This window comes from Microbacterium meiriae (assembly GCF_040702565.1).
Taxonomy (GTDB): Bacteria; Actinomycetota; Actinomycetes; order Actinomycetales; family Microbacteriaceae; genus Microbacterium; species Microbacterium meiriae.
In genome coordinates this window covers 424,680-449,070 of the sequence record NZ_JBFBLJ010000003.1, presented here as the reverse complement: position 1 = coordinate 449,070, position 24,391 = coordinate 424,680, and the positions used below count along the sequence as shown (strand labels likewise).

Here is a 24,391-nt window from a genome sequence, read left to right as displayed (position 1 = left end):
CCGTCCCGTCACTGGTGGCGGAACGCGGCGTCGAAGGCGGCCGCGGGCTGCGGCCACAGCAGGGAGCGCACGAAACCGAGCGCCTCGGGGGCGCCGTGCAGGCGGTCCATGCCGGCGTCCTCCCACTCGATCGAGATCGGGCCGTCGTACCCGATCGCATCGAGCGCGCGGAACGCGTCCTCCCAGGGCACGTCGCCGTGGCCGGTGGAGACGAAGTCCCAGCCGCGCCGAGGGTCGCCCCACGGCAGATGCGAGCCGAGCACCCCGGCACGGCCGTTCCTCGGTCGCAGGCGGGTGTCCTTGCAGTCGACGTGGTAGATCCGGTCGGCGAAGTCGACGATGAAGCCGACGGGATCGATGTTCTGCCACATCATGTGCGAGGGGTCCCAGTTGAAGCCGAACGCGTCGCGGTGGTCGATCGCGTCGAGGGCGCGCACGCTCGACCAGTAGTCGTACGCGATCTCCCCGGGATGCACCTCGTGGGCGAAGCGCACGCCCTCGCCGTCGAACACGTCGAGGATCGGATTCCATCGGTCGACGAAGTCCTGGAACCCCTGGGCGATCACCGTCTCCGGCACCGGCGGGAACATCGCGACATAGGGCCAGATCGACGACCCGGTGAAGCCGACGACGGTGTCGACGCCGAGCTTCCTGGCCACCCTGGCCGCACGCGTCATGTCCTCCGCCGCCCGCTGCCGCACACCCTCGGCCGCGCCGTCGCCCCAGACGTACGGGCGCAGGATGCCCTGGTGCCGGAAGTCGATCGGGTCGTCGCACACCGCCTGCCCGGCGAGGTGGTTGGAGATCGCGAACACCCGCAGTCCGTGCCGGTCGAGGATCTCGCGGCGGGAGGCGACGTAGGCATCGTCCTCATCGGCCCGGCGGAGGTCGAGGTGGTCGCCGGACGCGGCGATCTCCAGCCCGTCGTAGCCCCACTGCGCGGCGAGGCGGGCCACCCCCTCGAACGGCAGGTCGGCCCACTGGCCGGTGAACAGGGTGACCGGGTGACTGCTCATGGATACTCCTTCGTATCGCGGGTGCTCGTATCGCGGGGGTTCAGGCGCCGAGGGCGCGCAGGTGGGCGATGCTGCGGGCGGCGAGATCGTCCTGGCTGGCCGCGAGCGGTCGCCACACCGAGGCCGCGACCGCGATCGTCGCGTTCTCGCCCGTGAAGCTCTCCAGCCCCAGCACGCCGCGGTAGCCGGCGTCGTCGAGCGCGCGGAACATCTCCGGCCAGTCGGTGTGGTCGTCGCCCACGGCACCGCGGTCGCTGCCGCACACCTGCACGTGCGCGATGGCGGCGCCCGCCGCCCGGACCGCGTCGGCGGGACGCTTCTCCTCGATGTTGAGGTGGTAAGTGTCGAGGGCCAGCCCCACCCCGGCACCGAGCAGCGGCGCCAGCGCATCGAGGCTCTGCGCCACGGTGTTCAGCACGCTGGTCTCGTAGCGGTTGAGCGGCTCGACGGCCAGCGTCACGCCGATCGCGGCGGCCTCGCGAGCGAGGGGGGCGAGGTTGTCCCTGAGCTCGCCGACGACCTCCGCCCGCTGCGTCTCGTCCATGCGCCAGGTGACGCCGGTCGGGGCGTAGAACGGCCCGGCGACGACCGCGGCCCCGAGGACGGCCGCGGCGTCCAGGCAGGCGCGGAGGTAGTCCTGCGTGGCGGCGACGTCTCCGGCGCGCGCGAGCAGCGAGCGCCCGGGTCCCATCGCCCCGACCACGACCGCGCCCATGCCGAGGCCGTCCAGCACGGCCCGGGCCCGGAGCGGGTCCCAGTCACCGAAGCTCTCCAGCGGCAGCTCCAGGGCGTCGTAGCCCATCCGGGCGGCCGTGCGGGCGAGCGGCTCCAGGGTGTCGTCCGTCAGCGGAGACGTCCAGACCCAGGTGTTGACGGCGATCGTGCGGGGCATCGTTGTCCTTCTGATCGTGCGGGTGCTCCCACCCTCCCACTCGCCTCAGGCGGAGCGGAAGGGCGGGAGCACACGGGGTCACGGGATCTGGCGCTCCTGCCAGACCGTCGGGTAGCCGGGAAGGTCCTCTCCGCCGAACTTGGCGTAGTGGCCGTCGGGCATGCCGTCGTTCGCCGTGAGGTAGTCGTCCAGCTCGGCCTCGGTGATCGGCTTCTGCGGGAGCACCCACTCCTTCGGCACCTCTTCGCCCGCGAAGATCATCTGCGCCGCGAGCAGAGGGGTGCGCCACTGGAAGTTCGAGTACACCGGGGCGAGGCCGGTGAGGCCCGTGTCCTTCCACTTGCGCAGGAAGCTCATCTCGTCCTCGCCGGTCATCACCGGGTAGTCGGCCCCGGCATCCTCGAAGGCCTCGATGGCGGCGACGGCGCCGTCACCGGCGTCCATCCAGATGCCCTGCACGTCGCCCTTGGCGAGCTCGTCGCTGATGATGCTCTTGATCTCGGCGGGGTCCGCTCCGGTGAAGTGGTCCACGGCCTCGATCCCGGCCTCCTCGAACAGCTTCTCGGCTCCGGCCCAGCGGTGCTCCAGCACGTCGACACCGGGGAGGATCCGGAGAGCCACGACCTTGTCGCCCTCTTCGAGGTTGTCGATGAGGAACTCCGCGGTGTCGATGCCCCAGGCGAAGCCGCCGATCGGGTGGATGAACGTGACAGGGCAGTCGGTGTTCACGCCGCGGTCGAACACGACCACCGGCTTGCCCGTCTCGCACGCCCGCTCGACCGCGGGGGTCATCGCCGCCGTGCTGTTCGGGGAGATGAGGAAGACGTCGCACTCGCCTTCGGAGATGAAGTAGTCGATGTCGGCGATCTGGGTGTCGTCGGAGTCCTGCGCGTCGCGGGTCTCCATCTCGCTGATCGCGCCCGACTCCTGCAGCACCTTCAGCTGCTCGTTCATCGTGATCCAGCCCGTCTGCCGCCACGGGTTCGAGATCGAGGCGTTCGCGAAGCAGGCCTTCTTGGCGCCGGTGCTGGCGAACTCCGACGTGTCGACCATCTCGGCGTTGATGTGCTGCAGGTAGGGCTGGTCGGCGGGGCCCTGGGGGTCGACGCCGCGCTCCTCGTCCTGCTTGTCGAAGAGCTCCTGGTCGAACCACTCGGTGGTCTCGGCCGACTCCTCGGGGTTCTCCGACTCCGCCGGCGCCACGGACGGGTCGGTCGTGCACCCGGCGAGCGCGATGAGGCCGAAGAGGGCCACCCCTGCGGTGGCGATCTTCATCGATCGTCGCATTGCTAATCTCCTCTGGTTGTAGGGCTTGATGCGGTGCTGCGGTTCTCGGCGTTCTCGGTCCCCGCGGTATGGACGTCCGTCGGCTGGGGACCGCGCCGGCGGCGGGCTCGGAAGGCGACACCCGCATAGGCGACGGCCGCGATGATGATGACGCCCTGCACGGCGTCACGGAGGGTGGAGGGGACGCCCGCGATGTTCAGGAGCAGGAACAGCGCCTCCAGCGCGAACGCTCCGGCCACGGCGCCGACGATCCAGCCTCGACCTCCGCCGAGCACGACGCCGCCGAGCACCACCGCGGTGATCGCGGTGAACTCGTAGCCCCGGCCGACGGACGGGTGCACTCCCGCGTACCCGACCAGCAGGACGGCGGAGAGGGTGGCCGAGAGGGAGGACAGCACGAACGCGCGGGTGGTGACCCAGGCCCGGCGGGCACCGGCGTAGTCCACGGCGCGGGCGTTGTCGCCGATCGCGATGAGGGTCTTGCCCAGCGGGCGCTTGGTGATGACGATGCCGAGGGCGAGCCAGGCGGCGAGCAGCAGCACGGCCCAGGGCAGGAACTCCAGCACGGGGAGGTCGCGGATCCCTCCGCGGCCGATCTCGCGGAAGCTGTCGGCCGGGTTGCCCGTGGCCGCGCCGCCCGTCCACCACATCACGCCGCCGAGCAGGGCGAGCATCATGCCCAGCGTCACGATGAACGACGGCACCTTGAGCAGCGTCGTGAGGACGCCGTTGACGAGCCCGACGACGATACCGAACACCACCATGAGCAGCAGCACCGGGAGGGTGCGCGCGTCGTCCTGGCCGACGAGGTTGCCGGCGATGATGACCTGCGCCGTGATGAGCGACCCCTGGGAGAGATCGAACTCCCCGGCGATGATCACGAAGTACTGCCCGATCGCGACGATCGCGATGGGCGCGACGCGCTGCAGGTATCGCATGAACTGGCCGGGCTCGGCGAAGCTCGGGTTGAGCACGGCGACCGCGACGAGCAGGATCACGAGCAGCAGGAAGACCGCCCCGCGGGGGCTGACGAGCGTGCGCAGCGCGTTCATGAGCGTCCTCCTTCCCGCACGGAGGCGGTATCCCCTGCGCTGTCGACGGCGCGACCTCGATGGTCGGATCGGCGAGTTCGGCGGCCGCCACCGCCATGTCCCCTTCGGCCGCCTTCGCGGCGTCGTCTCCCCCGGTGCGCGTGCCGCCGGCCCCGAAGCGCGGCCGGCGGCGCACGACGGCCCGCCGACTGTAGACGGCGACGGCGGCGACGATGACGATGCCGCGCACCACATCCTTGAGGAAGGGGTTCACCTGCAGCACGCTCATCACGTTGTCGACGACGGCGAGGATGGCGACGCCGCCGATGGTGCCCCAGATCGAGCCGCGCCCGCCGAGGAGCAGCGTGCCGCCCAGCACGACCGCGGCGATGGAGAGCAGTGCGTAGCCGCCCTGCTGACCGACCGTCGGGCTGCCCACGCCGAGACGGCTGGCGAGCAGGAGTCCGGCGAGCCCCGCGAACACGGAGCACAGCACGTGCGCCCAGATCAGCGGCAGGCGGGTGCGCACGCCGCTGAGCCGCGCGATCTCGGGGTCCCCGCCGACGGCGTAGAGATGGGCGCCGGTGCGGGTGCGGTTCAGCAGCACCCAGACCAGCACGGCGAGCGCGATCATGATGAGCGTGGACACCGGGATCGGTCCGACGCCGGTCGCGCCGATGAGCTGGAACGCCCACGGGACCTCGCCCGCCGAGCCTTCGAAGTTCGTGTTGAGGATGCCCTGGAGGATCAGCCCGACGCCGAGCGTCGCGATGAAGCCGTTGACCTTGAGCACCGTCACGATGAGCCCGTTCACGAGCCCGATCCCCGCGCACACGAGGAGCGTCACGATCACCGCGAGCGGGATGTTGCCGGCGTTCCCGGCCATCATCGTCGCCGCGAGCAGGCTCGACAGGCTGATGACGTAGGTGACCGACAGGTCGAGCGAGGCGCCGAGCACCACGAGCGTCTGCCCGATGGCCACGAGGCCGAGCACGCTCATCCCGGTCAGGATGTCGCGGATGTTCCCCGGGCTGAGGAAGTTGCGACCGACCGTGGCGACGAGGATCGCGCCGACGACGAGGGCCAGCAGCAGGATGCCCAGCACGATGACGGTCGAATCGATGCGGAGACGGGCTCCGGTGCGGCGGCTCATCGCGCGCCCCCGTTCGTCGAAGGACCGCGGTCGGCGCCGGTGGCCGCCGCGAGGATCTCGTGCTCGGCCGCACCGGCCGGCAGCTCGGCGACGAGCTCGCCGTCGTGCATGACGAGGATGCGGTCGCTCATGCCGATGACCTCCGGCAGCTCGCTCGAGACCATGAGCACGGCCTTCCCCTGCGCCGCCAGCTCGCGCATGAGCTGGTAGACGGCGTACTTGGCCCCCACGTCGATGCCCCGTGTCGGCTCGTCGAAGAGCACGATCTGCGGCTGGGTGAGCAGCCACTTGGCCAGCACCACCTTCTGCTGGTTGCCGCCGGACAGGAAGCGCACCTCCTGGTCGAGACCGCGCGAGGACACCTCCAGCGTGCGGAGCACTCCCGGCACCTCCCGGCGCGACGCCGCGGTGCGTCCGGCGAACACGTTCCGCACCACGAGCAGGGCGTTGTCGAGGATCGACTGCCCCAGCGCGAGCCCCTGGGCCTTGCGGTCCTCCGAGACCAGGGCGAGTCCGGCGCGCACGGCCGCACGCGGCCCGGTGATCCGCACCGGCTCGCCGTCGATCCGCACGGCGCCGCGGGTGAAGGCCTGGATGCCGAACACCCCCTCCACGAGCTCCGTGCGTCCGGAGCCCTGGAGCCCGGCCACCCCGACGATCTCCCCGGCACGGAGCGTCAGCGACACCGAGTCCACATAGGCGTTCCCGCAGCCGTCCAGTTCGAGCCGGGGCGCGCCGACCGCGGTGCCGGCGACCGGGTCGGGGAAGTAGGACTGGATCGACCGGCCCACCATCCGGCGCACGAGCTCGTCGGTGGTCAGGGCCGCGGTCTCGTCCGTGGAGACGAGGGCGCCGTCCTTGAGGATCGTGATCCTGTCGCAGAGGTCGAAGATCTCCTTCAACCGGTGGGAGACGTAGATGACGGCGACACCACGGGAGGTGAGCCGGCGGATGATCGCGTACAGCAGCTCCACCTCGCGGTCGCTGAGCGCCGCGGTCGGTTCGTCCATCGAGATCACCTGCGCATCGAACGACAGCGCCTTCACGATCTCGACGATCTGCTGCTCGGCCACCGTCAGCGAGCCCACCCGGGCCTGCGGGTCGATGAAGGAGACTCCGAGGTCGCTGAGCAGCTCCGCGGTGCGCTCGTTCATCGCCCGCACGTCGATGAGTCCCGCGCGCCGTGGCTCCCGGCCGAGGTAGACGTTCTGCGCGACCGTGCGCTCCGGGAGCAGGGTGAACTCCTGGAACACCGTGACGATGCCGGCGTCCATCGCCTGCCGGGGGTGCGCGTGGCGCACCTCCGCGCCGCGGTAGGCGATCGTCCCCTCGTCGGCCGGCTGCACGCCCGCGATGATCTTCATGAGCGTGGACTTGCCTGCACCGTTCTCGCCGACGAGGCCGTGCACCTCCCCCGGTCGCACGTCGAAGTCGATGCCCTTCAGCACCTCCACGCCGAAGAACGCCTTGCGGATCCCGGCCACCTGCAGCACCGGCTGCGTCGTCGTCGCGGTCATGCCGGCACCTCCGTCCAGCGGCCCTCGTGGGCGGCGGAATCGAGCACGGCCTCGGTCAGCACTGCCGCACGGTGGCCGTCGGCGAACGTCGGCAGACCGTCGGGCACGTCGCCCGCGATCGCGGCATAGACGTCCGCGACGAAGCCGTTGAAGGCGTCCTGGTATCCCATGGCGTGCCCGGCGGGGACGCGCTGCAGCCGGGCGGACTCCGGGTCGGCCGTGGCGGGGTCGCGCAGCAGCAGCCGCGACTCCTCCCGCATGCCGACCCAAAGCTCCTCCGGCCGTTCCTGCTCGAACCGCAGACTCTGCCGCGTCCCGTGCAGCTCCAGGGTGAGGGCGTTCTTGCGGCCCGCCGCCATCTGCGAGATGAGCAGCGTGCCGAGTGCCCCCGCCGAGGTCTCGACGAGCACGGCGACGATGTCCTCCGTGTCGACGGCTTGCCCCGCCCGCTCGGCGAACACCCGGCGGGTGCGGGCGCTGAGGGTCCGGATCCGATCGCCCGTGACGAACTCGAGGAGGTCGCACAGATGCGAGCCGATGTCGGCGAAGGCGCGGGAGGCGCCGCCGGACGAGGAGCGCACCCGCCAGTCGTCGTCGGTGGGCCGCAGCATCCAGTCCTGCAGGTACGAGCAGTCCAGCGTGAGCAGCTCGCCGGCCTCCCCGCGGGCGATGCGCGCCCTGGCCTCGCGCACCATGGGGTGGTAGCGGTACACGAAGGGGACGGCGGCGACGAGTCCGGTCTCGGCGGCGACCTCGGCGAGGGTGGCGGCGTCGGCGGCGCTCGTGGCGAGCGGCTTCTCGCACACGACGTGCTTGCCCGCTCGCAGCGCGCGCAGGGCGAGGTCGGCGTGCGTGGCGTTGGGGGTGCAGATGTGGACGACGTCGATGTCGTCGGCGTCGAGCAGGGCCTCCGCGTCCTGCTCGGCGCGGGCGGCGCCGAGCAGGTGCGCGGCATCCCTGGCGCCTTGGGCGGACCGGGTGGCGACGGCGCGCAGTGCCCCGCCTGCGTCTCGGGCGGCCGTGCGGTGCACGCGGGCCATGAAGCCTCCGCCGAGGATCCCGGTCCGGATCGTCCCGAGACCGGTGTCAGTGACATCCGTTGTCATGCCGGTGAGTCTGACACAGCGATGAGGACTTTTGCTAGTCCTTCGTCAAAAGTTGTGTGTAACGAATTCGAAGTCGCACCACGGAGCGGAGGAAGTGCTGTGCTTTACTGACGCCATGGTTGACGTGCTGAGACCGCTTGCGACGCCCTCCCCCGGGACCGGCGAGATCTTCCAGATCCTCCGCGACGGGCACGCCCGCACCAAGGCGGAGCTCGCCGCCCTCACCGGACTGGCCCGCTCCACCGTCGCCTCCCGGGTCGATGCTCTGCTGGCCGCCGACCTCCTGCGCCCCGCCGGTGAAGCGGTGTCGACCGGAGGTCGTCCTCCCGCCCGCGTGGCGTTCAACCCGCGCGCCGGGCTCGTCCTGGCCGTCGACCTCGGAGCCACCCACGCGACCGTCGCCGTGGCCGACCTCGCCGGCGTGATTCTGGACGCACGCACGCGCGCGATCGACATCGGCGATGGGCCGGAGGCCCTGCTGGACGCGATCCTCGCGGAGGGCAGCGCCCTGCTCGAGGCGACCGCCGGCGGCCTCCCCCTCGTGGGCGTGGGCATCGGCGTCCCCGGCCCCGTCGAGCACTCCACGGGGCGCCCGACGAACCCGCCGATCATGCCGGGCTGGGACCGGTTCGACGTCCCGGGCTACGTGCAGCGCACGTTCGACGTGCCGGTCCTCGTCGACAACGACGTGAACATCCTCGCCCTCGGCGAGCAGGCCACGAGCTGGCCCCGGGTGGACGACCTCGTGTTCGTGAAGGTGTCGACGGGCATCGGCGCAGGGATCATCGCCGGCGGGCAGCTCCAGCGCGGTGCCCAGGGGTCGGCGGGCGACATGGGCCACGTCCAGGTGCCGATGAGCGCGGGCTCGGCGCGGCAGCCGGGCGATGAACGGGATCTCGAAGCCCTCGCGAGCGGGTCGGCCCTCGCCGTCGCGCTGCGCGCCGAGGGGCATGACGTGCACACTGCCTCCGACGTCGTCGGCCTCGTCCGCGCCGGCAATGCGGCAGCCATCGAGGCCACCCGTCAGGCCGGCCGCGACGTCGGCGAGGTGCTCGCGACGGTCGTGAACCTGCTGAACCCGTCGATCATCGTGCTCGGCGGCAGCATCGCCCGCGCCGGCGAGCATCTGCTCGCCGGGGTCCGCGAGGTCGTCTACCGCCGCTCGATCCCGCTCGCCACCCAGCACCTTGCGATCGTGCAGTCGCAGGCAGGTGACCGCGCGGCGGTGCTGGGGGCGGCGATCATGGTCGCCCGCGAGGTGCTCTCCCCCGCGAACGTCGACCGCTACGTCGCCGCGAAGGGATCGAAGTCGGCGGGCAGCGCGCCCACCTGATCCAGCGTGCTCGCGACCTCCACGAAGGTGCGCCGCGCCGCAGCCTCCTCGATCGAGAGCAGGGTGTCGAGCACGTGGTACCCGAACTCGCCGGTGGCGACGTGCGGTCGGCCCTCGGCGATCGCGCGCGCCATGTCGAGCAGCCCGAGCCCGCGCCCCGCGAGCACGCCTTCCGGCACGACGTCGATGACCTCCTGCACCACCGGCTCCGGCGGCACGAAGTGTCGGGACAGCGGCCGGGTGATCGTGATCGGCCCGCCGAACGTGTTCGGGTCGGGGATGACCAGGGTGCCCTCGGTCCCCGTGATCTCCACGATCCCCTGCCGCACCAGCGGCGAGTCCGTGCTGTAGAGGCTCTGCGCCTGTCCGCCACCCTCGAAGTCCATCAGGACGCTGAGCGTGGACGGGATCTCGACCGGGAACTCCTCCCCGGCGCGATCGCCGACCTGTACCCGGCGGGTCGGCGATCCCTGCAGCCCGAGGGCGGCGACCGCGGCGACCGGCCCGAAGACGTGCACGAGGGTCGAGACGTAGTACGGCCCCATGTCGAGGAGCGGCCCCGCCCCCTTCGCGTAGAGGAACGCGGGGTTCGGGTGGAAGATCTCCGGCCCCTGCCACTGGAAGGTCGTCTGGCCGAACAGCGGGCGGCCGATGTCGCCGCGGGCGATGGCACGCTTCGCGGTCTGCACGCCGGGACCGAGGACGGTGTCCGGCGCGACGCCGACGCGGAGTCCGGCCGCCGCGGCCGCCTCCAGCAGGCCTCGCGCCTCCTCGCGGTCCACGCCGAGCGGCTTCTCCGTCCACACGTGCTTCCCCGCGGCGACGATCGCCTCCGAGACGGCGACGTGCGCGGCGGGGATCGTGAGGTTCACGACGATGTCGATGTCGGGATCATCGAGCACCACCTCGACGCCCCCGGCTCGCGGCACCCCGTACGCCGCGGCCTGCGCGCGTGCACGCTCCTCGACGAGGTCGCCGATCGCCCGCACCTCCACGTCCGGGAAGCGCGTGAGGTTCTGCAGATACTGGTCGCTGATGTTGCCCGCGCCGATGAGGCCGACGCCGACGACGTCGCCGCCGCGCACCATCAGCGCGCCGCCTCGGCGTCGAGGAAGACCCGGCTGCGCTCGATGGCGTCGAACAGATCGCCGTCGTAGTGGTCGAACTCGACGATGGCGAGTTCGAGCGCCGGCGCGGCGGCGATGGCCTCCCGGAGCGGCACCGCCCCGGCGCCCGCGGGCACCTGATCCGCGGGCGGGTAGGCGTCCAGCAGCGCGGGGTCGAGGGTGCCGTCCTTCGCGTGCACGGCGATCACGCGCTCGCCGAGACGCTCCACGAGGGTCACCGGGTCGACACCGCCGCGGGCCACCCAGTACAGGTCGACCTCCAGCACGACGCGCTCATCGAGGTGCTCCGCGAGGACCTCGAGCCCGGTCACCCCGTCGAACACCGCCTCCAGCTCATGCGCGTGGTTGTGGTAGCCGACCCGGACGCCGGCCTCGGCGCCGATCTCCGCCGCCTCGTTGAGCAGCCGGGCGGTCTCGACGATCTGATCGACCTGTTCCCAGCGAGCGGGCTCGGTGTACGGATCGATCACCGTGTCCATGCCGAGCGCCTTCGCGGCCGCGAAGACCTCCGCGGGTGAAGGCACGGGGGCCGTGGTACCGGAACCGTCCGGGCGCACGAAGGTCGGGGTCGCGAGGAACGCATGCCCCGACGGCGCCGTCAGTCCAGCGGCCGACACCGCGGCCGCCATCGCCTCCGCCCGGCGGACGAAGTCGTAGGGCTCGACCGCGCTGAATCCGCGCGCCGCGACGGCGGTGAGCGTGCCCTCAAGGTCGGCCTCCAACTGCTCGCGGATCGTGAACAGCTGGAGAGAGGTCTGGATCGTCATCGGTCGTGCTCCTCGGTCGTCGGTGACAGGCGGGCATCGCGCCCCGGAGGCACGCTAGCACCGAATACCTCCACATGGAAGTTTTCTGCCGATAGACTCGGGCCATGCCCCCCGCACCCTCCGAGGACTCCGAACGCCCGCGCCCGCGCGGCGCCTACGCCAAGGGCGTCGCGCGGCGCCAGGAGATCCTGGACCGCGCGATCGAGGTGTTCGCGGCCCGGGGCGCCGACCGCACGAGCCTGCGGGCGATCGCGAAGGCGGTGGGGGTGACGCATGCCGCCCTCACCCACTACTTCGGGTCGCTGGAGGAGCTGCTCGTCGCGGTCTACGTCGAGAGCAACGCGCCGGAACGGAAGACCGACCCGGAACCCGCGAACCCCGTCGAGGGCATGATCCGGTCGGCCAGGGCCAACCGCGAGGTGCCCGGTCTGGTGCAGCTCTACTCCACGCTCGTCGCCAGCGCTCTCGAGGAGGGCCACCCCGCCGCCCGCAGGTTCGCGACCGAGCGCTTCGCCCGCCTGCGGGCCGACATCGCCGAGACGGTCCGGGAGCAGCAGAAGGACGGAAGCATCCGTACGGACGTCGATCCGCTCGCGGTCGCCGCCCTCGTCGTCGCCGCCTCGGACGGCCTGCAGACGCAGTGGCTCCTGGACGACACCGCTCCGCAGCATGAGGCCCTCGCCCTCCTCGACCGCTTGCTCCGCCCGACCGACGACGCGGGCCGGGAGGGGTCCTCCGCGGGCTAGGCTCGAAGCGTGACGCCCGTGCCGCAGTCCCCGTACGCGAGGGCTCTCGGCGCGCGTCTCACCGAGCTGCACCCCCGGCTGCGGGCCTACTTCCAGGCGGTCCCCGACGGGATGGTCGGCGTCGGCGAAGGGACGTTCCAGCGCGTCGGCACGCCCCGCCGGGCCCTCTGGCCCCTGCTCCGCCGGCTCGAACGGCGCGGGGTGATCGCCGCCCGCTGGGAGCGCGACGTGCCGTTCCGCATCGAGAACCGCACCATCGCCTCCCGGGCGATCGCCGAGCGCACCTTCCGATTCGCGGGCGGGCCGTGGGTGATGCGCGATGCCGTGGCCCCGACCAGGCACGGCCGCATCGTCGACGAGCTCGGCGAGCCCGGCCTGGTCGTGGCCTGCTTCGACGTGGAGCCCCGTGCCGGCGCCCTGCACCTGACGAGTCGCGCGGTGGGCATCCGCGTCGGGCGCTTCCGGCTCCGCATCCCGCGGGTCGTGGCCCCTGTCGTCCGGCTCGTCGAGCGCTGGGACGAGGAGGCCGAGCGGCAGCGCGTGCGGCTGACCGTGGATGCGCCGCTCCTCGGGCGCCTCTACGAATACCGCGGCGACTTCAGCTACATCCTGGAACCGGATCGGAAGGACGACGACGCATGAGCACGGACCGGGTGGTCATCGGCGGAGCGACGGGCTTCATGGGACGGTATCTCGCTGCACGCCTGCGGGATGCCGGGCGCGAGGTCGTCACGATCTCCCGCTCCGGCAGCGACCTGTCCTGGGGCGACCAGGGCGGCATCGATGCCGCCGTCGATGGGTCGTCCCTCGTGATCGGCCTCGCGGGCAAGAGCGTGAACTGCCGGTACACGCCGCGCAACCGGGCCGAGATCTTCCGCTCCCGACTGGACACGACCGCAGCCCTGAGCCGCGCGATCTCCCGCGCCGCCACTCCGCCGCCGCTGTGGGTCAACTCCTCCACGGCCACCATCTACCGACATGCCGAGGACCGGCCGATGACGGAGTCATCCGGCGAGATCGGCACCGGCTTCTCGGTCGAGGTCGCCAAGGCGTGGGAGCGCGCGCTCTTCGCCGACGCCCTGCCCGGCACCCGTCGCGTGGCTCTCCGCAGCGCCATCGTCCTCGGCGACGGCGGCGTGCTGGAACCGCTCCGCACGCTCGCCCGACTGGGCCTCGGCGGCCCGCAGTACGACGGGTTCTGGCCGGCCGGCCCCGCGCGCCGGGCCGCCGGGACCGCACACCTCCCCGGCGCCCGTCGCGGTCGGCAGCGCTTCAGCTGGATCCACATCGAGGATGTGGCGCGCATCATCGAGTTCCTCGAGGAGACCCCGGCGCTGGAGGGCCCGGTCAACGCCGCTTCGCCGCACCCCGTCGACAACGCCGCCTTCATGGCCACGGTGCGCCGGGTGCTGGGGGCGAAGGTCGGCCCGCCGATGCCGCGCTGGATGCTCGAGCTCGGCGCGATCGGCATCCGCACCGAGACCGAGCTCGTGTTGAAGAGCCGCTGGGTCCTGCCCGAGAAGCTCACCGCCGCCGGCTTCACCTTCCGCTACCCCGACCTGGAAGAGGCCGTCCGCGCCTCGTTCGCCGTCGCCGACCTGAGCTCCGGACCGCGCGCGGCCTGATCCCGACGGGCGGAGCGGGGTCACCGCCAGGTCGCGGACTCCGGGTCGACGCCGTGACGCCGGGCCTCGGCCTCGATGCTGCGCCGGAACCACTCCGCCAGCCCCGGGCGGATGCCGTCGTAGTGCGCCGCGTAGCCGGGGTCCGTGGTGAACAGCCGGCCGAGGATGACCTGCATCTCCCTGGTCAGCGGGAAGTAGGCCGAGAAGACCGCGCGGTGCCGCTCGACGAGCGCGTCGGCGTCCGCCGTCCCCGGAGCCGCACCGGCATCCATCGCCGTCGCGAGGGCCGACTCCACCTCCCGCATCGCGTCCGCGACGGCCTGCCATTCCCCCGCATCACGCGCGGCGGATCGCTCCGCGTACTGCTGCCACTGCACCGTGTCGCCCCAGCGACGGCGCGCATCGAGAGGCCAGGCCGGGTTCCAGTCCGGCCCGAAGACTGCGCGTTGTTCGCCCTCGCTCAGCATCAGACCGCGCTCGTGGGCGGACACCATCCGCTCCAGATCGGCCTGCAGAGCGGTCAGACGTGCGATCCGGGCCGCGAGTTCCCCCTGCTGCGTGCGCAGCGCGGTGAGGATGTCCGTGGCCGGATCGTCCAGCAGCCGACGGATCGCGTCGAGACCGAGACCGAGCTCTCGATAGACGACGATCCGCCGCAGGCGCTCCTGATCGACGTCCGTGTACACCCTGTATCCCGCCGACGAACGCGCGGACGGGCGAGCCAGGCCGATGTCGTCCCAGTGATGCAGCGTCCGCACCGTCACTCCGGCGAGCGCCGCGGCCCGACCGACGGTCAGGTCCGCGGTGCCGCTGTCATCCGGCATCCGCTCCTCCTCCGCTGTCCGCCGGGTCCGCGGGCGGACGGATACCCATCTGCGCGAGGGTGGCCGCCTCGACGCTCCCCGGCTCGTAGGGCTTCGCCGCCGTGAAGACGACACGCACCTTCTCAGGGGTCACGATCTCCACATCCCGCGTGTTCCAGGGCGTGTCGATCGGCTCCCCGACGGCGCCGGGATCCCACGCCCGGCAGGCCTCGACGAGCGGGTCGATCTGGCCGAGCACGCACGCGAAACTGACCCGCAAGTCCGGCACGGCTTCCTGTTCAGTCTCCGCCGGCACGAGCAGCACGTCCTGGAAGGCCCACCGCCGGAGGTGGACGATCCGCCCCGGCACCCCGAAGAGCTCGAAGAACCCCAGGCCCCGCGTCCAGAACTCGACCGAGGCGGCGAGATCCGTCGTGGGGACGGTGATGAAAGCGGGCATCCCGTAGATGCCCCGGAACAGCTCCGGTGCGACCGTGTCGGGCCCGGGCGTCGGCACCGGGCTCATCTCGAAGGCGTTGTAGTGATCAGTCATGACTCCACGGTCGCCCCTCACGCCGCGTCAGGGTCAAGCCGATTCCTGGAGCGTCGGGAACGTCCAGCTTCCGTCGAGCACCTCGGGACGGGGGCGATAGAGCCGGACCAGGTAGTTCCAGCCCTCCGTGATCGGCAGGACGTTCGGCAGGCCTTCCGGGTGGTCGCCGAAGCGGACGGTGAGCGTGCCGTCGTCGTTGCGGACGCCGGTGATGTCGTTGATCGTGTAGGCGTCGCGATCGTTCGGCTCGAAGAAGCCGTCCGCGTTGTACACCGAGATCGACCAGAAGCCGTCGACGGGGACCTCGCCGACCGTGAGCTCGTACCGCCCCACCGGCAGACGCGGGTCGACGCCGATGTAGCTCGCCTCGGACGAGGGAAGCCCTCCCCAGCCCGCCGCCGTGCCGATGAGGTGCCGCACCGGGTCGACCTCGTCCGCGCTGCCGAACATGCGGTCGAAGCCCCGGAGGTTCCGGGCCAACGCGAGCAGCGCCCGGCGGGTCTCGTCGAGGCTGACGGTGTCGTAGTCCGGCATGGCGAACGGCGTGGCCGCCCCGCTGCGCAGGGCGATGCGGTCCTGGAGGGCGGTCACCGCCGCCACATCGGTCGGGTCGGTGGGGTCGACAAGGATGCGCACCGCGAGCACGACGTACGGCGTCCCGAACTGCGCCGTCGTGAGGGTGTGCTCGCCCGCCTCGTGGAAGATCGCATCCACGTAGTGATGCTCGTTGACGACCATCGCCGAGAGGTAGCGGTCGCCGTGCTCCGGGATCGTGAAGGCGGCTCCCTCGCTGATGTCCAGGACGGCGAAGCTGTAGAGCGTGTCCCGGTTCAGCCGGATCACGGTCTGCCGGTCGATCGCGGCCGGAGCCCTGTTGTGCAGGAACCGATCCACACCCCCGGCCTCCTTCTGGAGGTCGCGCATCATGCGGTGTGTCTCGGCGAGGGCGAAGTTGTCGACGTTCACGAGGATGCTCATGACGGCATCCTGACAGCCCGGAGCGGTCGATCGCTAGGACTGCGGGAGGGCGTCGTCTCCGCGTTCGCGACGGCGCTTCTCGATCTCCTCGCGCAGCCGCCACTCCTCGATCTCGCGGTCGAGGTCCGCGATCTGCTGCTCGGTCGAACGGGTGTCCACCGACGGCGCGGGCCGTGCGACGGTGGCCGTCGGGGCGGACGGACGCTCGGCTCGCCGCATCCGCGGGAGGGGGACGCCGGCCTCCCCGTACTCCCGGCCGATCGCGAACCACAGCGCGCTGCCGATCAACGGCAGGAGGATCACGATGATGATCCAGACCATCTTCGGCAGGTACTTCACCTGCGAGTCGTCGCGCGTGATGATGTCGATCAGTGCACCGATCATCAGCGCGATGACCAGGAGCGAGAACAGGAACGGCATGGGATCAGGGTAGACGACGCGCGGGCCGGAGCGGAGGGATCGCGGCAGCAGGTGCCCCGCGGCGCGGAAGAGCTCGTACCACTCGGCCCGGGTGAGCACGACATCCGCCCCGGCCGCGGCCTCCTGGACGCGGTGCGGTGTCGTCGTCCCGAGGACCACCTGCATCCCGGCGGGGTGACGGGTGATCCAAGCGGTGGCGATCGCCGTCGGCGTCACTCCGTGGACCCCCGCCAGGCGCTCGATCACGGCGTTGAGCTCGGGGTAGTCCGGGTGCCCGAGGAAGACCCCGCCACCGAAGCCGCTCTGGTACGGCGACCACGCCTGCACGGTGATGCCGTGGATCCGGCAGTAGTCGACGATGCCGCCGCCGTCCCGTCCGATGCTCTGGTCGTGGCCCGCCATGTTCGCGGCCACCGGCTGCGCGATGATCGGCGCGTGTGTGAGGGACAGCTGCAGTTGGTTCGCGACCAGGGGCTGCCCCACCGCGGTCTTCAGCAGCTCGATCTGCGAGGGCGTGTGGTTGGACACCCCGAACGCCCGCACCTTGCCCGAGGACTCGAGATGATCGAAGGCGCGCGCCACCTCGTCCGGCTCGACCAGGGCGTCCGGCCGGTGCAGCAGGAGCACGTCGATGCGGTCCGTGCGGAGGGCCGCGAGCGAGCCTTCGACCTGCGCGATGATGTGGTCGTAGGAGAAGTCGAACATGCCCTGCGCCGGCACGATGCCACACTTGGTCTGCAGCACGACCTCGTCCCGCTCCGCGGCGCTGAGCTGGAGGGCATCGGCGAATCGCGCTTCGCAGCGGTGCATCTGCCCGCCGTAGATGTCCGCGTGGTCGAAGAAGTCGATGCCCGCGTCGCGGGCGGTCGCGTACAGGTCGCGGATCTGCTCGTCGTCGAGGCTGTCGATGCGCATCATCCCGGCGATCAGGGCCGGAGCGGTCGTCGATCCGAAGGAAACGGTCTTCATGCGCCCACGCTACTTCATCGCATCGCCCGGTCCGAGGCGCGAGCGGGGATCGTCTACGGCGCGCAGGGAAGCAGCCACGTGACGGGGACGCCGAGGACCGTCGCGATCCCTGCCAGATCCTCCATCGTGAAGTCCGCGCGCTCTTCGAGAAGGTCGGTCAGCGCGGCCGGCGCGATTCCGGCCCGCTCCGAGAGCTCGATGAACGACACTCCGGCGTGCAGGCGCGCAGCCTCCACCGCCGATGCCACCAGATGACGCAGTTCTGTCCCCATGCGCCTACGGTACCGCCACGCACGGACACTCGTCGGGTCACGAGAGACCAATATGACGGCATCCTGCTCTCGGCCCGCTGCTAAGGTGAGCCGGATGAAGACACCAGCCGAGGAGTTCAACGAGGCGGTCGGCCGTCAGATGCGGGCGGAGATCGCGGCGGCACGAAGCAGCATCGCCGCCATGGCACGCGACGTGGGCATCGCCCGGAGCGCGCTGGACAACTACGTGACCGGCAAGCGCGCGATCCCGGTGCCCGTCGTCTACGCGGTGTGCGCCACGCTGGGAGTCGAGCCGCACATCCTCGTCGCCCGGGCCGAGGAGCGTCTGGCCGCCGACGGCACGTCGGCGATCGTCACTCCCCTCCGGCGCCGCACCGATGTCGCCACCCCACGCGATAATGCCCGCGAGGTCGCCTTCGAATCCGGATCCACCGGCGAGACGGACACCGACGACCTCTACGAGTAGACGACACCGATCGGACGGAGGCCCATGCAGCAGCTCCTCCGTCTGGCCGACGACCTCGGGCTTCGCGTGGTCGAGCGACCCGGGCCCACACCCGGCGGCTTCCAACCCGCCACCCGGACGATCCGGCTCGCTCCGGGGATGAGCAGGCGCACCGCCCGCAGCGTGCTCGCCCACGAACTCGGTCACGCCCACCTCGGCCACGTGCCCACACGGCACCCCGCCTTTCGCGCTCGGCAGGAGCGGCAGGCCGACGAGTGGGCCGCGCGACGCCTGATCACGCCGGCGGCCTACGCGGCGGCGGAGCAGCTGCGCGGCACACATCTGGCCAGCCTCGCCTTCGAGCTGGACGTGACGATCGAGATCGTCCTCGCGTTCCAGCGCGTGCTGAGCCGGGAGCACCTGGCCGTCCCCGCCTGAGGGCCGGGCGCAGCGCCCGACGCTGGTTGAATGACCTCATGGCCTTCCACGTCGCCCCCGCCCCCGTCACTCTCACCGGTGAGCTCGTCGAGCTCCGCCCTCTCGACCGGTCGCACGTCGACGGGCTCGTCGAAGCGGTCACCGAGGGCGACCTGTGGAAGACGGCCTGGTACACCTCTGTTCCTGCACCCGATGGAGTCGCCGCCGAGGTCGACCGGCGCCTGGGCCTCGTCGCCACCGGCGAGATGGTGCCGTTCACGGCCTTCGACGCCGCCGGTCGCGTGCTGGGGCTCACCTCGTACTACGACATCGTCGCCGACGTCCCCCGGCTGCACATCGGATACACCTGGAACCGCCCGTCCGCCCACGGCACGGGTACTAACGCGGAATCGAAGCTACTGCTCCTCCGCCACGCCTTCGAGACGCTCGGGGTCTTCCGGGTCGGGCTGACGACCCAGTGGGTGAACTTCCAGTCGCGCGCCGCGATCGAGCGACTGGGCGCGAAGCAGGACGGCGTGATGCGGGCCATGAGCCGCTACCGCAACGGCGCGCTCCGGGACAGCGTGGAGTACTCCATCATCGAGCCGGAGTGGCCGGCGGTGCGGGCGAACCTCGAAGCGAGGCTCGCCCGGCGACGGTGAGCGCGGGGCACAGCCCCGCGGCGATCACTCGGTCGGGCTGCCGGTCCAGTTCTTGGAGCGACGCGTGGCGGAACCGCGCTGACGCATCGCGAACCCGAGGGCCAGCGAGACGAGCAGTATGCCGCCGACGAAGGTGAGGGCGGCGAGCGTGTCCGGCATCTCGTGCGCGATCCCCAGCAGCCAGAAGCCTCCGAGGAACATGATCATGAAGAAGAGGAAGCTGAGGATCACGGGATCTCCTGTCGTCGGTGCTCTACCAGGATAGCCCGGACCCGGAAAGGCCCTGTGCCGCCGCCCGGATCTCTGGTGGGGTCGGAGCATGAACACTCCACTCACCGCCGTCGCGATCTCCTGCACGCTCAAGCCCTCCCCCGCGTCGTCGAGCTCGGATCTGCTCGCGCGTCAGCTCCTCGATGCCCTCGCCGAGCACGGCGTGACGGGCGACCTCGTCCGAGCGGTCGATGTCGACATCCGACCCGGCGTCGAGAAGGACATGGGTGACGGCGACCAGTGGCCGACCCTGCGACAGCGCGTCCTCGACGCCGACATCCTCGTGTTCGTCACGCCCACGTGGATGGGACAGCACTCGAGCGTCGCCCAGCGCGTGCTGGAGCGCCTCGACGCCGAGCTCAGCGAGACGGACGAGCAGGGCCGCCCGATCCTGTTCGACAAGGTCGCCATCGCCGGCGTGCTCGGGAACGAGGACGGCGCTCACCACATCTCCGCGATCCTCTTCCAGGCGCTGAACGACATCGGGTACACGATCCCCGCGCAGACCTCGGTCTACTGGAACGGCGAGGCCATGCAGACCGTGGACTACAAGGACCTCGACGAGACTCCGGAGGCCGTGAGCTCCGCGATCACGACGGCAGCCCGGAACGCGGCGCACCTCGCGCAGCAGCTCGCCACACAGGCGTACCCCGCCGAGTAGCGGAGGCGCTCAGTCGGCCGGGCCGTCGATGACCTCGTCCACGAGGCTGATGCCCCCCGACGAGCTCGCCTCGACCATGAGGGCTTGGACCCACTTCACGTTCAGCTCCGGCGTCTCCGGCTCGCCGAAGGTGAAGCGCAGCGGGATCGACGGATGCAGCCAGATCGTCGAGCGCCCCGGCACATCCCCGTCGGGGTGCTTCCAGGACAGCGTGAAGCTCTCGTTCCGACGGAGTTTGGTCGCGATCGCGACCTTCAGATGGGCCAGGGCGCGGTCCTCGATCTGGATCTCGCTGCCGGAGCCGTACTGCATGGTTCCCATCCCACGACTTTACGGCCCCGAGCGGCGCTGACGCGAGGAGCGACACTCTCCCGCATCCGGTATCAGCGGTGGAGACCCGCGCTCACCGCAGCCGTCAACCGGCGGCCCGGCGCTGCAGAAGCCGGCGCACGTGCTCCTCGATCTCGGCGTCGTCGACGAATCCCATACGTGCGTACGGCGATTCCGTCGATGCCGCCAGGAGGGTGACCGGCGCCGGCGGCGCCATCTCCTCGGCACGGGCACGGAGCGCGGCCACTCGGGCGGCCTTGCGGCGCTCCTCCTGCGCATCGATCTCGGCGCGAGCCGCCTGTGCGCGGGATCCTGTGACCGACACCATCGGCTCCGGAAGCGGACGCGGAGTCCAGGTGGCGGGGCCCTGGTCGTGCAGGACCGGGGCCTCTCTCCTCTCGACGGTCTCGACCGCCGCGGCCTGCGGACGACGGGCGGCGCGCAGCGCGACCGACGCCATCCGCTGCAGGACCATGGTCGCCACGAGCGCCGTGGCTCCACCGCTCCAGAGGAGCACGGCGCCCCCGGTGGCGAGGAGCTGCCAGATGCCGAGACCGACGGCGACGAGTCCGAGCACGAGCGCGCCGGTCGCCGCCAGACGCACGCGGCGGCGGGCGCGGGCCTGACGGATCACGGGATCGGCGCGGGTCGCAGCGAGCTCCTGGCGGAGCGCTTCGAGCTCTGCGGCCTCCCGCTCGGCCTGCAACCGCTTCGCGAGCTTCTGCTGCGCGACGACGGTGCGGGCGTTGAGTTCCATGTGCACCTCGCCGGGAGTCTCACTCGTCTCGGCGAGGATCCGCAGCGCCTGATTCAGCCGCACGGCGTTGCGCTCAGCGGCGTTGTACTGGAAGCGGCCCCGCCAGGAGGGCAGGAGATACAGCATCCACAGGAGCACGGCGACGAGCACGATCACTCCCCCACTCAGCACCGGCCCGTCCATAGGTCAACGGTAACGGCGGCGGACCGGCCGCGCCGTGCAGTCGGGGCGCGTGTCGCGGCGAGTCCTCCCGCGATGGGGGCGTCAGAGGGTGAGACGGTCCGCCGGCGGGATCGTCGCCGCCTGCGGCGGCACCTGTCCGTGGATCCACCGGGCGAGGACACCCTGCGGAACCTCCTCCTGCGTGAGGGCGAAGGCGTAGTGATCACGCCAGTCCCCGTCGATGTGGATGTACCGGCGGCGCAGCCCCTCGTATCGGAAGCCGAGCTTCTGCACGACCCGCAGACTCGCGGCGTTCTCGGGGCGGATGCAGATCTCCATCCGATGCAGCCCGTACTCCGTGAAACAGGCGTCCGTGGCGAGCGCGACCGCGGTCGGGGTGATCCCCCGACCCGCGAACCGCTCACTCACCCAGTAGCCGATCGTCGCCGAGCACAGCGAGCCCCGGGCGACGCCCCAGACGTTCAGCTGTCCGGCGACCTCGCCGTCGTACTCCATCACGAACGGGTAGCCGCCGCCGTCCCGATACTGCTGGAGCAGGCGACGGATGCTGACCCGCATGTCGAAGGAGACCGCTCCGTGCGGGATGGTCGCCTCCCACGGCTGCAGCCACGCGCGATTGGCGAGCAGCTCCTGCTGCAGAGGCCGCGCGTCCTTCGTCCGGATGAGACGTAGCTCGACCGGTCCGTGCCGCATCCCCGTCGACAGCTCCACGCCGCACCTCCGACGACCACGAGGCGCCTAGAGGCGCTCCGCGAAGTCCTTGAGCCAGGGGCGGAGCTCGGAGCCCAGGTCGTCACGGTCGGCCGCGAGCTGCACGATCGCCTTGATGTAGTCCACGCGGTCACCGGTGTCGTAGCGGCGGCCTCCGAAGACGACGCCGACCACGCCGGGTCCGCCGTCCGCCGTCGCCAGCTCCTGGAGCGCGTCGGTGAGCTGGATCTCGCCGCCCTTTCCGGGTTCGGTGCGCTCGAGGATCTCGAAGACCGACGCCGGGAGCACGTAGCGACCGATGATCGCGAGGTTGGAGGGGGCGTCCTCCTTGGCGGGCTTCTCGACGAGGCCCGTGACACGAACGGCGTCCGAGCCCTCGATCGCCTCGACGGCGGCGGCGCCGTACATGTGGATGTTGTCCGGGTCGACCTCCATGAGGGCGATGACGGCGGCACCCGTGCGCTCGTGCTCCGCGATCATCTCCGTGAGCAGCGGGTCGCGCTCGTCGATGAGGTCGTCACCGAGCAGCACCGCGAACGAGCTGTCGCCGACGTGCGTCCGAGCGCGGAGCACGGCGTGGCCGAGACCCTTGGGCTCGCCCTGGCGGACGAAGTGGATGTCGGCGAGGTCGCTCGACTTCATCACGCGCTCCAGGCGACCGGTGTCGCCCTTCTCCATGAGCTTCACCTCGAGCTCCGGCACGGAGTCGAAGTGGTTGGAGATGGCGTTCTTGTTGCGCCCGATGATCACGAGGATGTCCTCGATCCCGGCGTTCGCCGCCTCCTCGACGACGTACTGGATCGCCGGCTTGTCGACGACGGGGAGCATCTCCTTCGGCATCGCCTTCGTCGCGGGCAGGAATCGTGTCCCCAGCCCGGCAGCGGGAATGACAGCCTTGATCTTCTCGTGAGCCATTCCCACAGCCTACCGGTGGGGGCCGCCCTAGACTCGGACCATGGCTAACGACGTCGAGCACGCCAAGCGAGCCCTCCGCGCCGAGCTGCGCGAGCGGCGTCAGCTGCTGTCCGATCCGCAGCGCGAGGCCGCCGCCGAGGCGATCGGCGAACGCCTCGACGCCCTCGTCGACGAGCTCGGGGCCCGCTCCGTCTCCTGCTTCCTCTCCACCACCACGGAGCCGGGCACCAGGGAGTTCGTGACTCGCGCGGTCCGCCGCGGGATCCGGGTCCTCCTCCCGGTCACCCGCTCCGACGGACTGCTGGACTGGGCCGTCGCCGACGACACCGAGGAGATCGCGGAGGGCCTGTACGGGCTGCCGGAGCCCACCGGCGAGGTGCTCGGTCCGATCGCGGTGAACGACGTCGACCTGATGATCGTCCCCGCCGCCGCCGTCGACCGCTCGGGGATGCGGATGGGCTGGGGCCGCGGCTACTTCGACAAGACCATCGGCTCCATGGAGAAATGCCCTCCGGTGTACGCGGTGATCTATGATTCCGAGGTACTCGACGAACTGCCGCGTGAGGTGCACGACCAGCCGGTCGACGGCATCGTGACCCCGTCGCAGACGCTGCATCTGTCGCCCCGGCGACGCTGACCCGCAAGGACCGCCATGCCCACCTACGCCTATGCCTGCACCGCGTGCGGGCACCAGTTCGACGCCGTCCAGAGCTTCTCCGACGACGCGCTCACGGTTTGCCCCGAGTGCGGCGGCGCCCTGCGCAAGCAGTACGGCTCGATCGGCGTGACCTTCAACGGCTCCGGCTTCTATCGCACGGACTCGCGCGCCAAATCCGGGGGTTCGAAGGATGCTTCGGCATCATCGAAGTCGGATTCGACGACGAGCGCCAAACCGGCTGCTGCGTCGACTCCCGCCTCGAACTGAGGCCCAGTCGACTTGGGGGTTTCCATGCTCAAAGGTTTCAAGGACTTCCTGCTCCGCGGGAACGTCATCGATCTGGCCGTCGCGGTCGTCATCGGCACCGCCTTCACGGCCGTCGTGACGGCCGTGGTGAACAGCATCATCAACCCGCTCATCGCGCTCTTCCTCAAGGCCGATGCCGCCGGCAAGTTCGGCATCCCTGTCACCAACATCTACGGCGAAGAGGTCGTCTTCCCGATCGGCGACCTCATCTCGGCGCTCATCAGCTTCCTCGCCGTCGCCGCGGTGGTCTACTTCGTCTTCGTCCTGCCGATGAACACGTTCAAGGCCCACGTCGAGGCGCGCAAGGGCACGCCGGCCGAGGAGCCGGAGGAGGAGCCGGCCGCCGCGACCGAGGCGGAGCTGCTCGTCGAGATCCGCGATCTGCTCAAGACCCAGCAGGGCCCGCGCGGCGTCTGACCGCACCGCCCTCACGACCCACGGCTCTCCTCGGAGGGCCGTGGGTCTTCCTTTTTCCGGGGGC

At 71.0% G+C, this 24,391-nt stretch carries 29 protein-coding genes and 2 pseudogenes; 11 read left to right on the top strand and 20 right to left on the bottom strand.

Translation table 11 applies throughout. The annotated features are described in order from the left end of the window. Positions 1-8: 8 nt before the first annotated feature. The 7 genes and pseudogenes from AB0310_RS15995 to AB0310_RS15965 all read right to left on the bottom strand — a co-directional run bounded on the left by AB0310_RS15995 (position 9) and on the right by AB0310_RS15965 (position 8,002). The gene (locus AB0310_RS15995; RefSeq protein ID WP_366237613.1) at positions 9-1,016 is read right to left on the bottom strand and encodes a sugar phosphate isomerase/epimerase family protein; all 1,008 of its coding nucleotides are present in this window, start codon (positions 1,014-1,016) and stop codon (positions 9-11) included. Between the two features lie 40 nt (positions 1,017-1,056). Further along, a complete protein-coding gene (locus tag AB0310_RS15990) occupies positions 1,057-1,908 on the bottom strand; it encodes a sugar phosphate isomerase/epimerase family protein (protein WP_366237612.1) in 852 nt (283 codons plus the stop codon). 78 nt (positions 1,909-1,986) lie between these two features. After that, positions 1,987-3,183, bottom strand: a complete 1,197-nt coding sequence (locus tag AB0310_RS15985; protein WP_370428426.1) for a substrate-binding domain-containing protein — start codon at positions 3,181-3,183, stop codon at positions 1,987-1,989. 14 nt (positions 3,184-3,197) lie between these two features. Then, complete coding sequence (locus tag AB0310_RS15980; RefSeq protein WP_232089058.1) at positions 3,198-4,247, bottom strand: ABC transporter permease; 1,050 nt, start codon at positions 4,245-4,247, stop codon at positions 3,198-3,200. Positions 4,248-4,506: 259 nt separating this feature from the next. Then, positions 4,507-5,226 (bottom strand): annotated as a pseudogene (locus AB0310_RS15975) (ABC transporter permease); the annotation flags it as partial. Positions 5,227-5,375: 149 nt separating this feature from the next. Next, the gene (locus AB0310_RS15970; RefSeq protein ID WP_366237611.1) at positions 5,376-6,896 is read right to left on the bottom strand and encodes a sugar ABC transporter ATP-binding protein; all 1,521 of its coding nucleotides are present in this window, start codon (positions 6,894-6,896) and stop codon (positions 5,376-5,378) included. Continuing rightward, the gene (locus AB0310_RS15965; RefSeq protein ID WP_187662026.1) at positions 6,893-8,002 is read right to left on the bottom strand and encodes a Gfo/Idh/MocA family protein; all 1,110 of its coding nucleotides are present in this window, start codon (positions 8,000-8,002) and stop codon (positions 6,893-6,895) included. The genes AB0310_RS15970 and AB0310_RS15965 overlap by 4 nt, the downstream gene beginning before the upstream one ends. A 115-nt stretch (positions 8,003-8,117) precedes the next feature. On the opposite strand from AB0310_RS15965, the gene AB0310_RS15960 reads away from it, so the two are divergent. Next, complete coding sequence (locus tag AB0310_RS15960) at positions 8,118-9,335, top strand: ROK family transcriptional regulator (protein WP_366237610.1); 1,218 nt, start codon at positions 8,118-8,120, stop codon at positions 9,333-9,335. Here the strand turns inward: AB0310_RS15960 and AB0310_RS15955 are convergent. Together AB0310_RS15955 and AB0310_RS15950 are read right to left on the bottom strand one after the other, a co-directional pair. Next, entirely contained in the window at positions 9,287-10,423 is a 1,137-nt protein-coding gene (locus AB0310_RS15955) for a Gfo/Idh/MocA family protein (RefSeq protein ID WP_187662027.1), read from the bottom strand. The genes AB0310_RS15960 and AB0310_RS15955 overlap by 49 nt on opposite strands. Beyond that, positions 10,423-11,229, bottom strand: coding sequence for a sugar phosphate isomerase/epimerase family protein (locus AB0310_RS15950; RefSeq protein ID WP_366237609.1), 807 nt, complete (start codon positions 11,227-11,229; stop codon positions 10,423-10,425). The genes AB0310_RS15955 and AB0310_RS15950 overlap by 1 nt, the downstream gene beginning before the upstream one ends. A gap of 104 nt (positions 11,230-11,333) precedes the next feature. Between AB0310_RS15950 and AB0310_RS15945 the strand changes: the two genes are divergently transcribed. The 3 genes from AB0310_RS15945 to AB0310_RS15935 are packed head-to-tail and all read left to right on the top strand — an operon-like array spanning position 11,334 to position 13,600. Next, positions 11,334-11,975 carry a TetR/AcrR family transcriptional regulator gene (locus AB0310_RS15945; protein ID WP_259951456.1) on the top strand — a complete coding sequence of 214 codons (642 nt, stop codon included), beginning with the start codon at positions 11,334-11,336 and terminating at the stop codon, positions 11,973-11,975. Positions 11,976-11,984: 9 nt separating this feature from the next. Further along, positions 11,985-12,617, top strand: coding sequence for a DUF4166 domain-containing protein (locus tag AB0310_RS15940; protein WP_259951455.1), 633 nt, complete (start codon positions 11,985-11,987; stop codon positions 12,615-12,617). After that, positions 12,614-13,600 (top strand): epimerase, encoded by a 987-nt coding sequence (locus tag AB0310_RS15935; protein WP_366237608.1) that lies wholly within the window; start codon positions 12,614-12,616, stop codon positions 13,598-13,600. The genes AB0310_RS15940 and AB0310_RS15935 overlap by 4 nt, the downstream gene beginning before the upstream one ends. 20 nt (positions 13,601-13,620) lie before the next feature. Here the strand turns inward: AB0310_RS15935 and AB0310_RS15930 are convergent, their stop codons facing one another. The 6 genes and pseudogenes from AB0310_RS15930 to AB0310_RS15905 all read right to left on the bottom strand — a co-directional run bounded on the left by AB0310_RS15930 (position 13,621) and on the right by AB0310_RS15905 (position 17,595). Further along, entirely contained in the window at positions 13,621-14,424 is an 804-nt protein-coding gene (locus AB0310_RS15930) for a MerR family transcriptional regulator (protein WP_259951453.1), read from the bottom strand. After that, positions 14,414-14,956 carry a VOC family protein gene (locus tag AB0310_RS15925; protein ID WP_259951452.1) on the bottom strand — a complete coding sequence of 181 codons (543 nt, stop codon included), beginning with the start codon at positions 14,954-14,956 and terminating at the stop codon, positions 14,414-14,416. Before AB0310_RS15925 ends, AB0310_RS15930 begins: the two co-directional genes overlap by 11 nt. Positions 14,957-14,989: 33 nt before the next feature. Further along, on the bottom strand, positions 14,990-15,934 hold the full coding sequence (locus AB0310_RS15920; RefSeq protein ID WP_259951451.1) for a DUF1214 domain-containing protein: 945 nt from the start codon (positions 15,932-15,934) through the stop codon (positions 14,990-14,992). A gap of 33 nt (positions 15,935-15,967) precedes the next feature. Next, entirely contained in the window at positions 15,968-16,318 is a 351-nt protein-coding gene (locus AB0310_RS15915; protein ID WP_366237694.1) for a PLDc N-terminal domain-containing protein, read from the bottom strand. 78 nt (positions 16,319-16,396) lie between these two features. Then, a pseudogene (locus AB0310_RS15910) lies at positions 16,397-17,323 on the bottom strand (aldo/keto reductase); the annotation flags it as partial. A gap of 53 nt (positions 17,324-17,376) precedes the next feature. After that, positions 17,377-17,595: a helix-turn-helix domain-containing protein gene (locus tag AB0310_RS15905; RefSeq protein ID WP_366237607.1), complete on the bottom strand. Its 219-nt coding sequence runs from the start codon at positions 17,593-17,595 to the stop codon at positions 17,377-17,379. Between the two features lie 94 nt (positions 17,596-17,689). Between AB0310_RS15905 and AB0310_RS15900 the strand changes: the two genes are divergently transcribed. The 3 genes from AB0310_RS15900 to AB0310_RS15890 are packed head-to-tail and all read left to right on the top strand — an operon-like array spanning position 17,690 to position 19,119. Beyond that, entirely contained in the window at positions 17,690-18,061 is a 372-nt protein-coding gene (locus AB0310_RS15900; protein ID WP_232089061.1) for a helix-turn-helix domain-containing protein, read from the top strand. A 24-nt stretch (positions 18,062-18,085) separates the two neighbouring features. Continuing rightward, positions 18,086-18,478 (top strand): ImmA/IrrE family metallo-endopeptidase, encoded by a 393-nt coding sequence (locus AB0310_RS15895; RefSeq protein ID WP_259951447.1) that lies wholly within the window; start codon positions 18,086-18,088, stop codon positions 18,476-18,478. Positions 18,479-18,516: 38 nt separating this feature from the next. Next, positions 18,517-19,119: a GNAT family N-acetyltransferase gene (locus AB0310_RS15890; protein ID WP_187662039.1), complete on the top strand. Its 603-nt coding sequence runs from the start codon at positions 18,517-18,519 to the stop codon at positions 19,117-19,119. Positions 19,120-19,143: 24 nt separating this feature from the next. Here AB0310_RS15890 and AB0310_RS15885 read toward each other — a convergent pair whose 3' ends face one another. Next, complete coding sequence (locus AB0310_RS15885) at positions 19,144-19,350, bottom strand: hypothetical protein (protein WP_025105563.1); 207 nt, start codon at positions 19,348-19,350, stop codon at positions 19,144-19,146. 88 nt (positions 19,351-19,438) lie between these two features. Here AB0310_RS15885 and AB0310_RS15880 point away from each other — a divergent pair, with 88 nt between their 5' ends. Next, complete coding sequence (locus AB0310_RS15880; protein WP_259951445.1) at positions 19,439-20,050, top strand: flavodoxin family protein; 612 nt, start codon at positions 19,439-19,441, stop codon at positions 20,048-20,050. Between the two features lie 9 nt (positions 20,051-20,059). On the opposite strand, the gene AB0310_RS15875 is transcribed toward AB0310_RS15880, so the two are convergent. From AB0310_RS15875 to galU, 4 genes are all read right to left on the bottom strand, one after another. After that, positions 20,060-20,371, bottom strand: a complete 312-nt coding sequence (locus AB0310_RS15875) for a DUF7882 family protein (RefSeq protein WP_187662041.1) — start codon at positions 20,369-20,371, stop codon at positions 20,060-20,062. Between the two features lie 94 nt (positions 20,372-20,465). Further along, positions 20,466-21,320: a hypothetical protein gene (locus AB0310_RS15870; protein WP_259951443.1), complete on the bottom strand. Its 855-nt coding sequence runs from the start codon at positions 21,318-21,320 to the stop codon at positions 20,466-20,468. Between the two features lie 81 nt (positions 21,321-21,401). Beyond that, on the bottom strand, positions 21,402-22,013 hold the full coding sequence (locus AB0310_RS15865; RefSeq protein WP_187664199.1) for a GNAT family N-acetyltransferase: 612 nt from the start codon (positions 22,011-22,013) through the stop codon (positions 21,402-21,404). 45 nt (positions 22,014-22,058) lie between these two features. Continuing rightward, a complete protein-coding gene (gene galU / locus AB0310_RS15860; RefSeq protein WP_187662043.1) occupies positions 22,059-22,946 on the bottom strand; it encodes a UTP--glucose-1-phosphate uridylyltransferase GalU in 888 nt (295 codons plus the stop codon). 40 nt (positions 22,947-22,986) lie between these two features. On the opposite strand from galU, the gene AB0310_RS15855 reads away from it, so the two are divergent. The 3 genes from AB0310_RS15855 to mscL are packed head-to-tail and all read left to right on the top strand — an operon-like array spanning position 22,987 to position 24,327. After that, positions 22,987-23,583 (top strand): 5-formyltetrahydrofolate cyclo-ligase, encoded by a 597-nt coding sequence (locus tag AB0310_RS15855; RefSeq protein WP_187662044.1) that lies wholly within the window; start codon positions 22,987-22,989, stop codon positions 23,581-23,583. Positions 23,584-23,598: 15 nt separating this feature from the next. Beyond that, positions 23,599-23,871 carry an FmdB family zinc ribbon protein gene (locus tag AB0310_RS15850; RefSeq protein WP_025105556.1) on the top strand — a complete coding sequence of 91 codons (273 nt, stop codon included), beginning with the start codon at positions 23,599-23,601 and terminating at the stop codon, positions 23,869-23,871. A gap of 24 nt (positions 23,872-23,895) precedes the next feature. Further along, the gene (gene mscL, locus AB0310_RS15845) at positions 23,896-24,327 is read left to right on the top strand and encodes a large conductance mechanosensitive channel protein MscL (RefSeq protein WP_259951442.1); all 432 of its coding nucleotides are present in this window, start codon (positions 23,896-23,898) and stop codon (positions 24,325-24,327) included. Positions 24,328-24,391 lie beyond the last annotated feature (64 nt).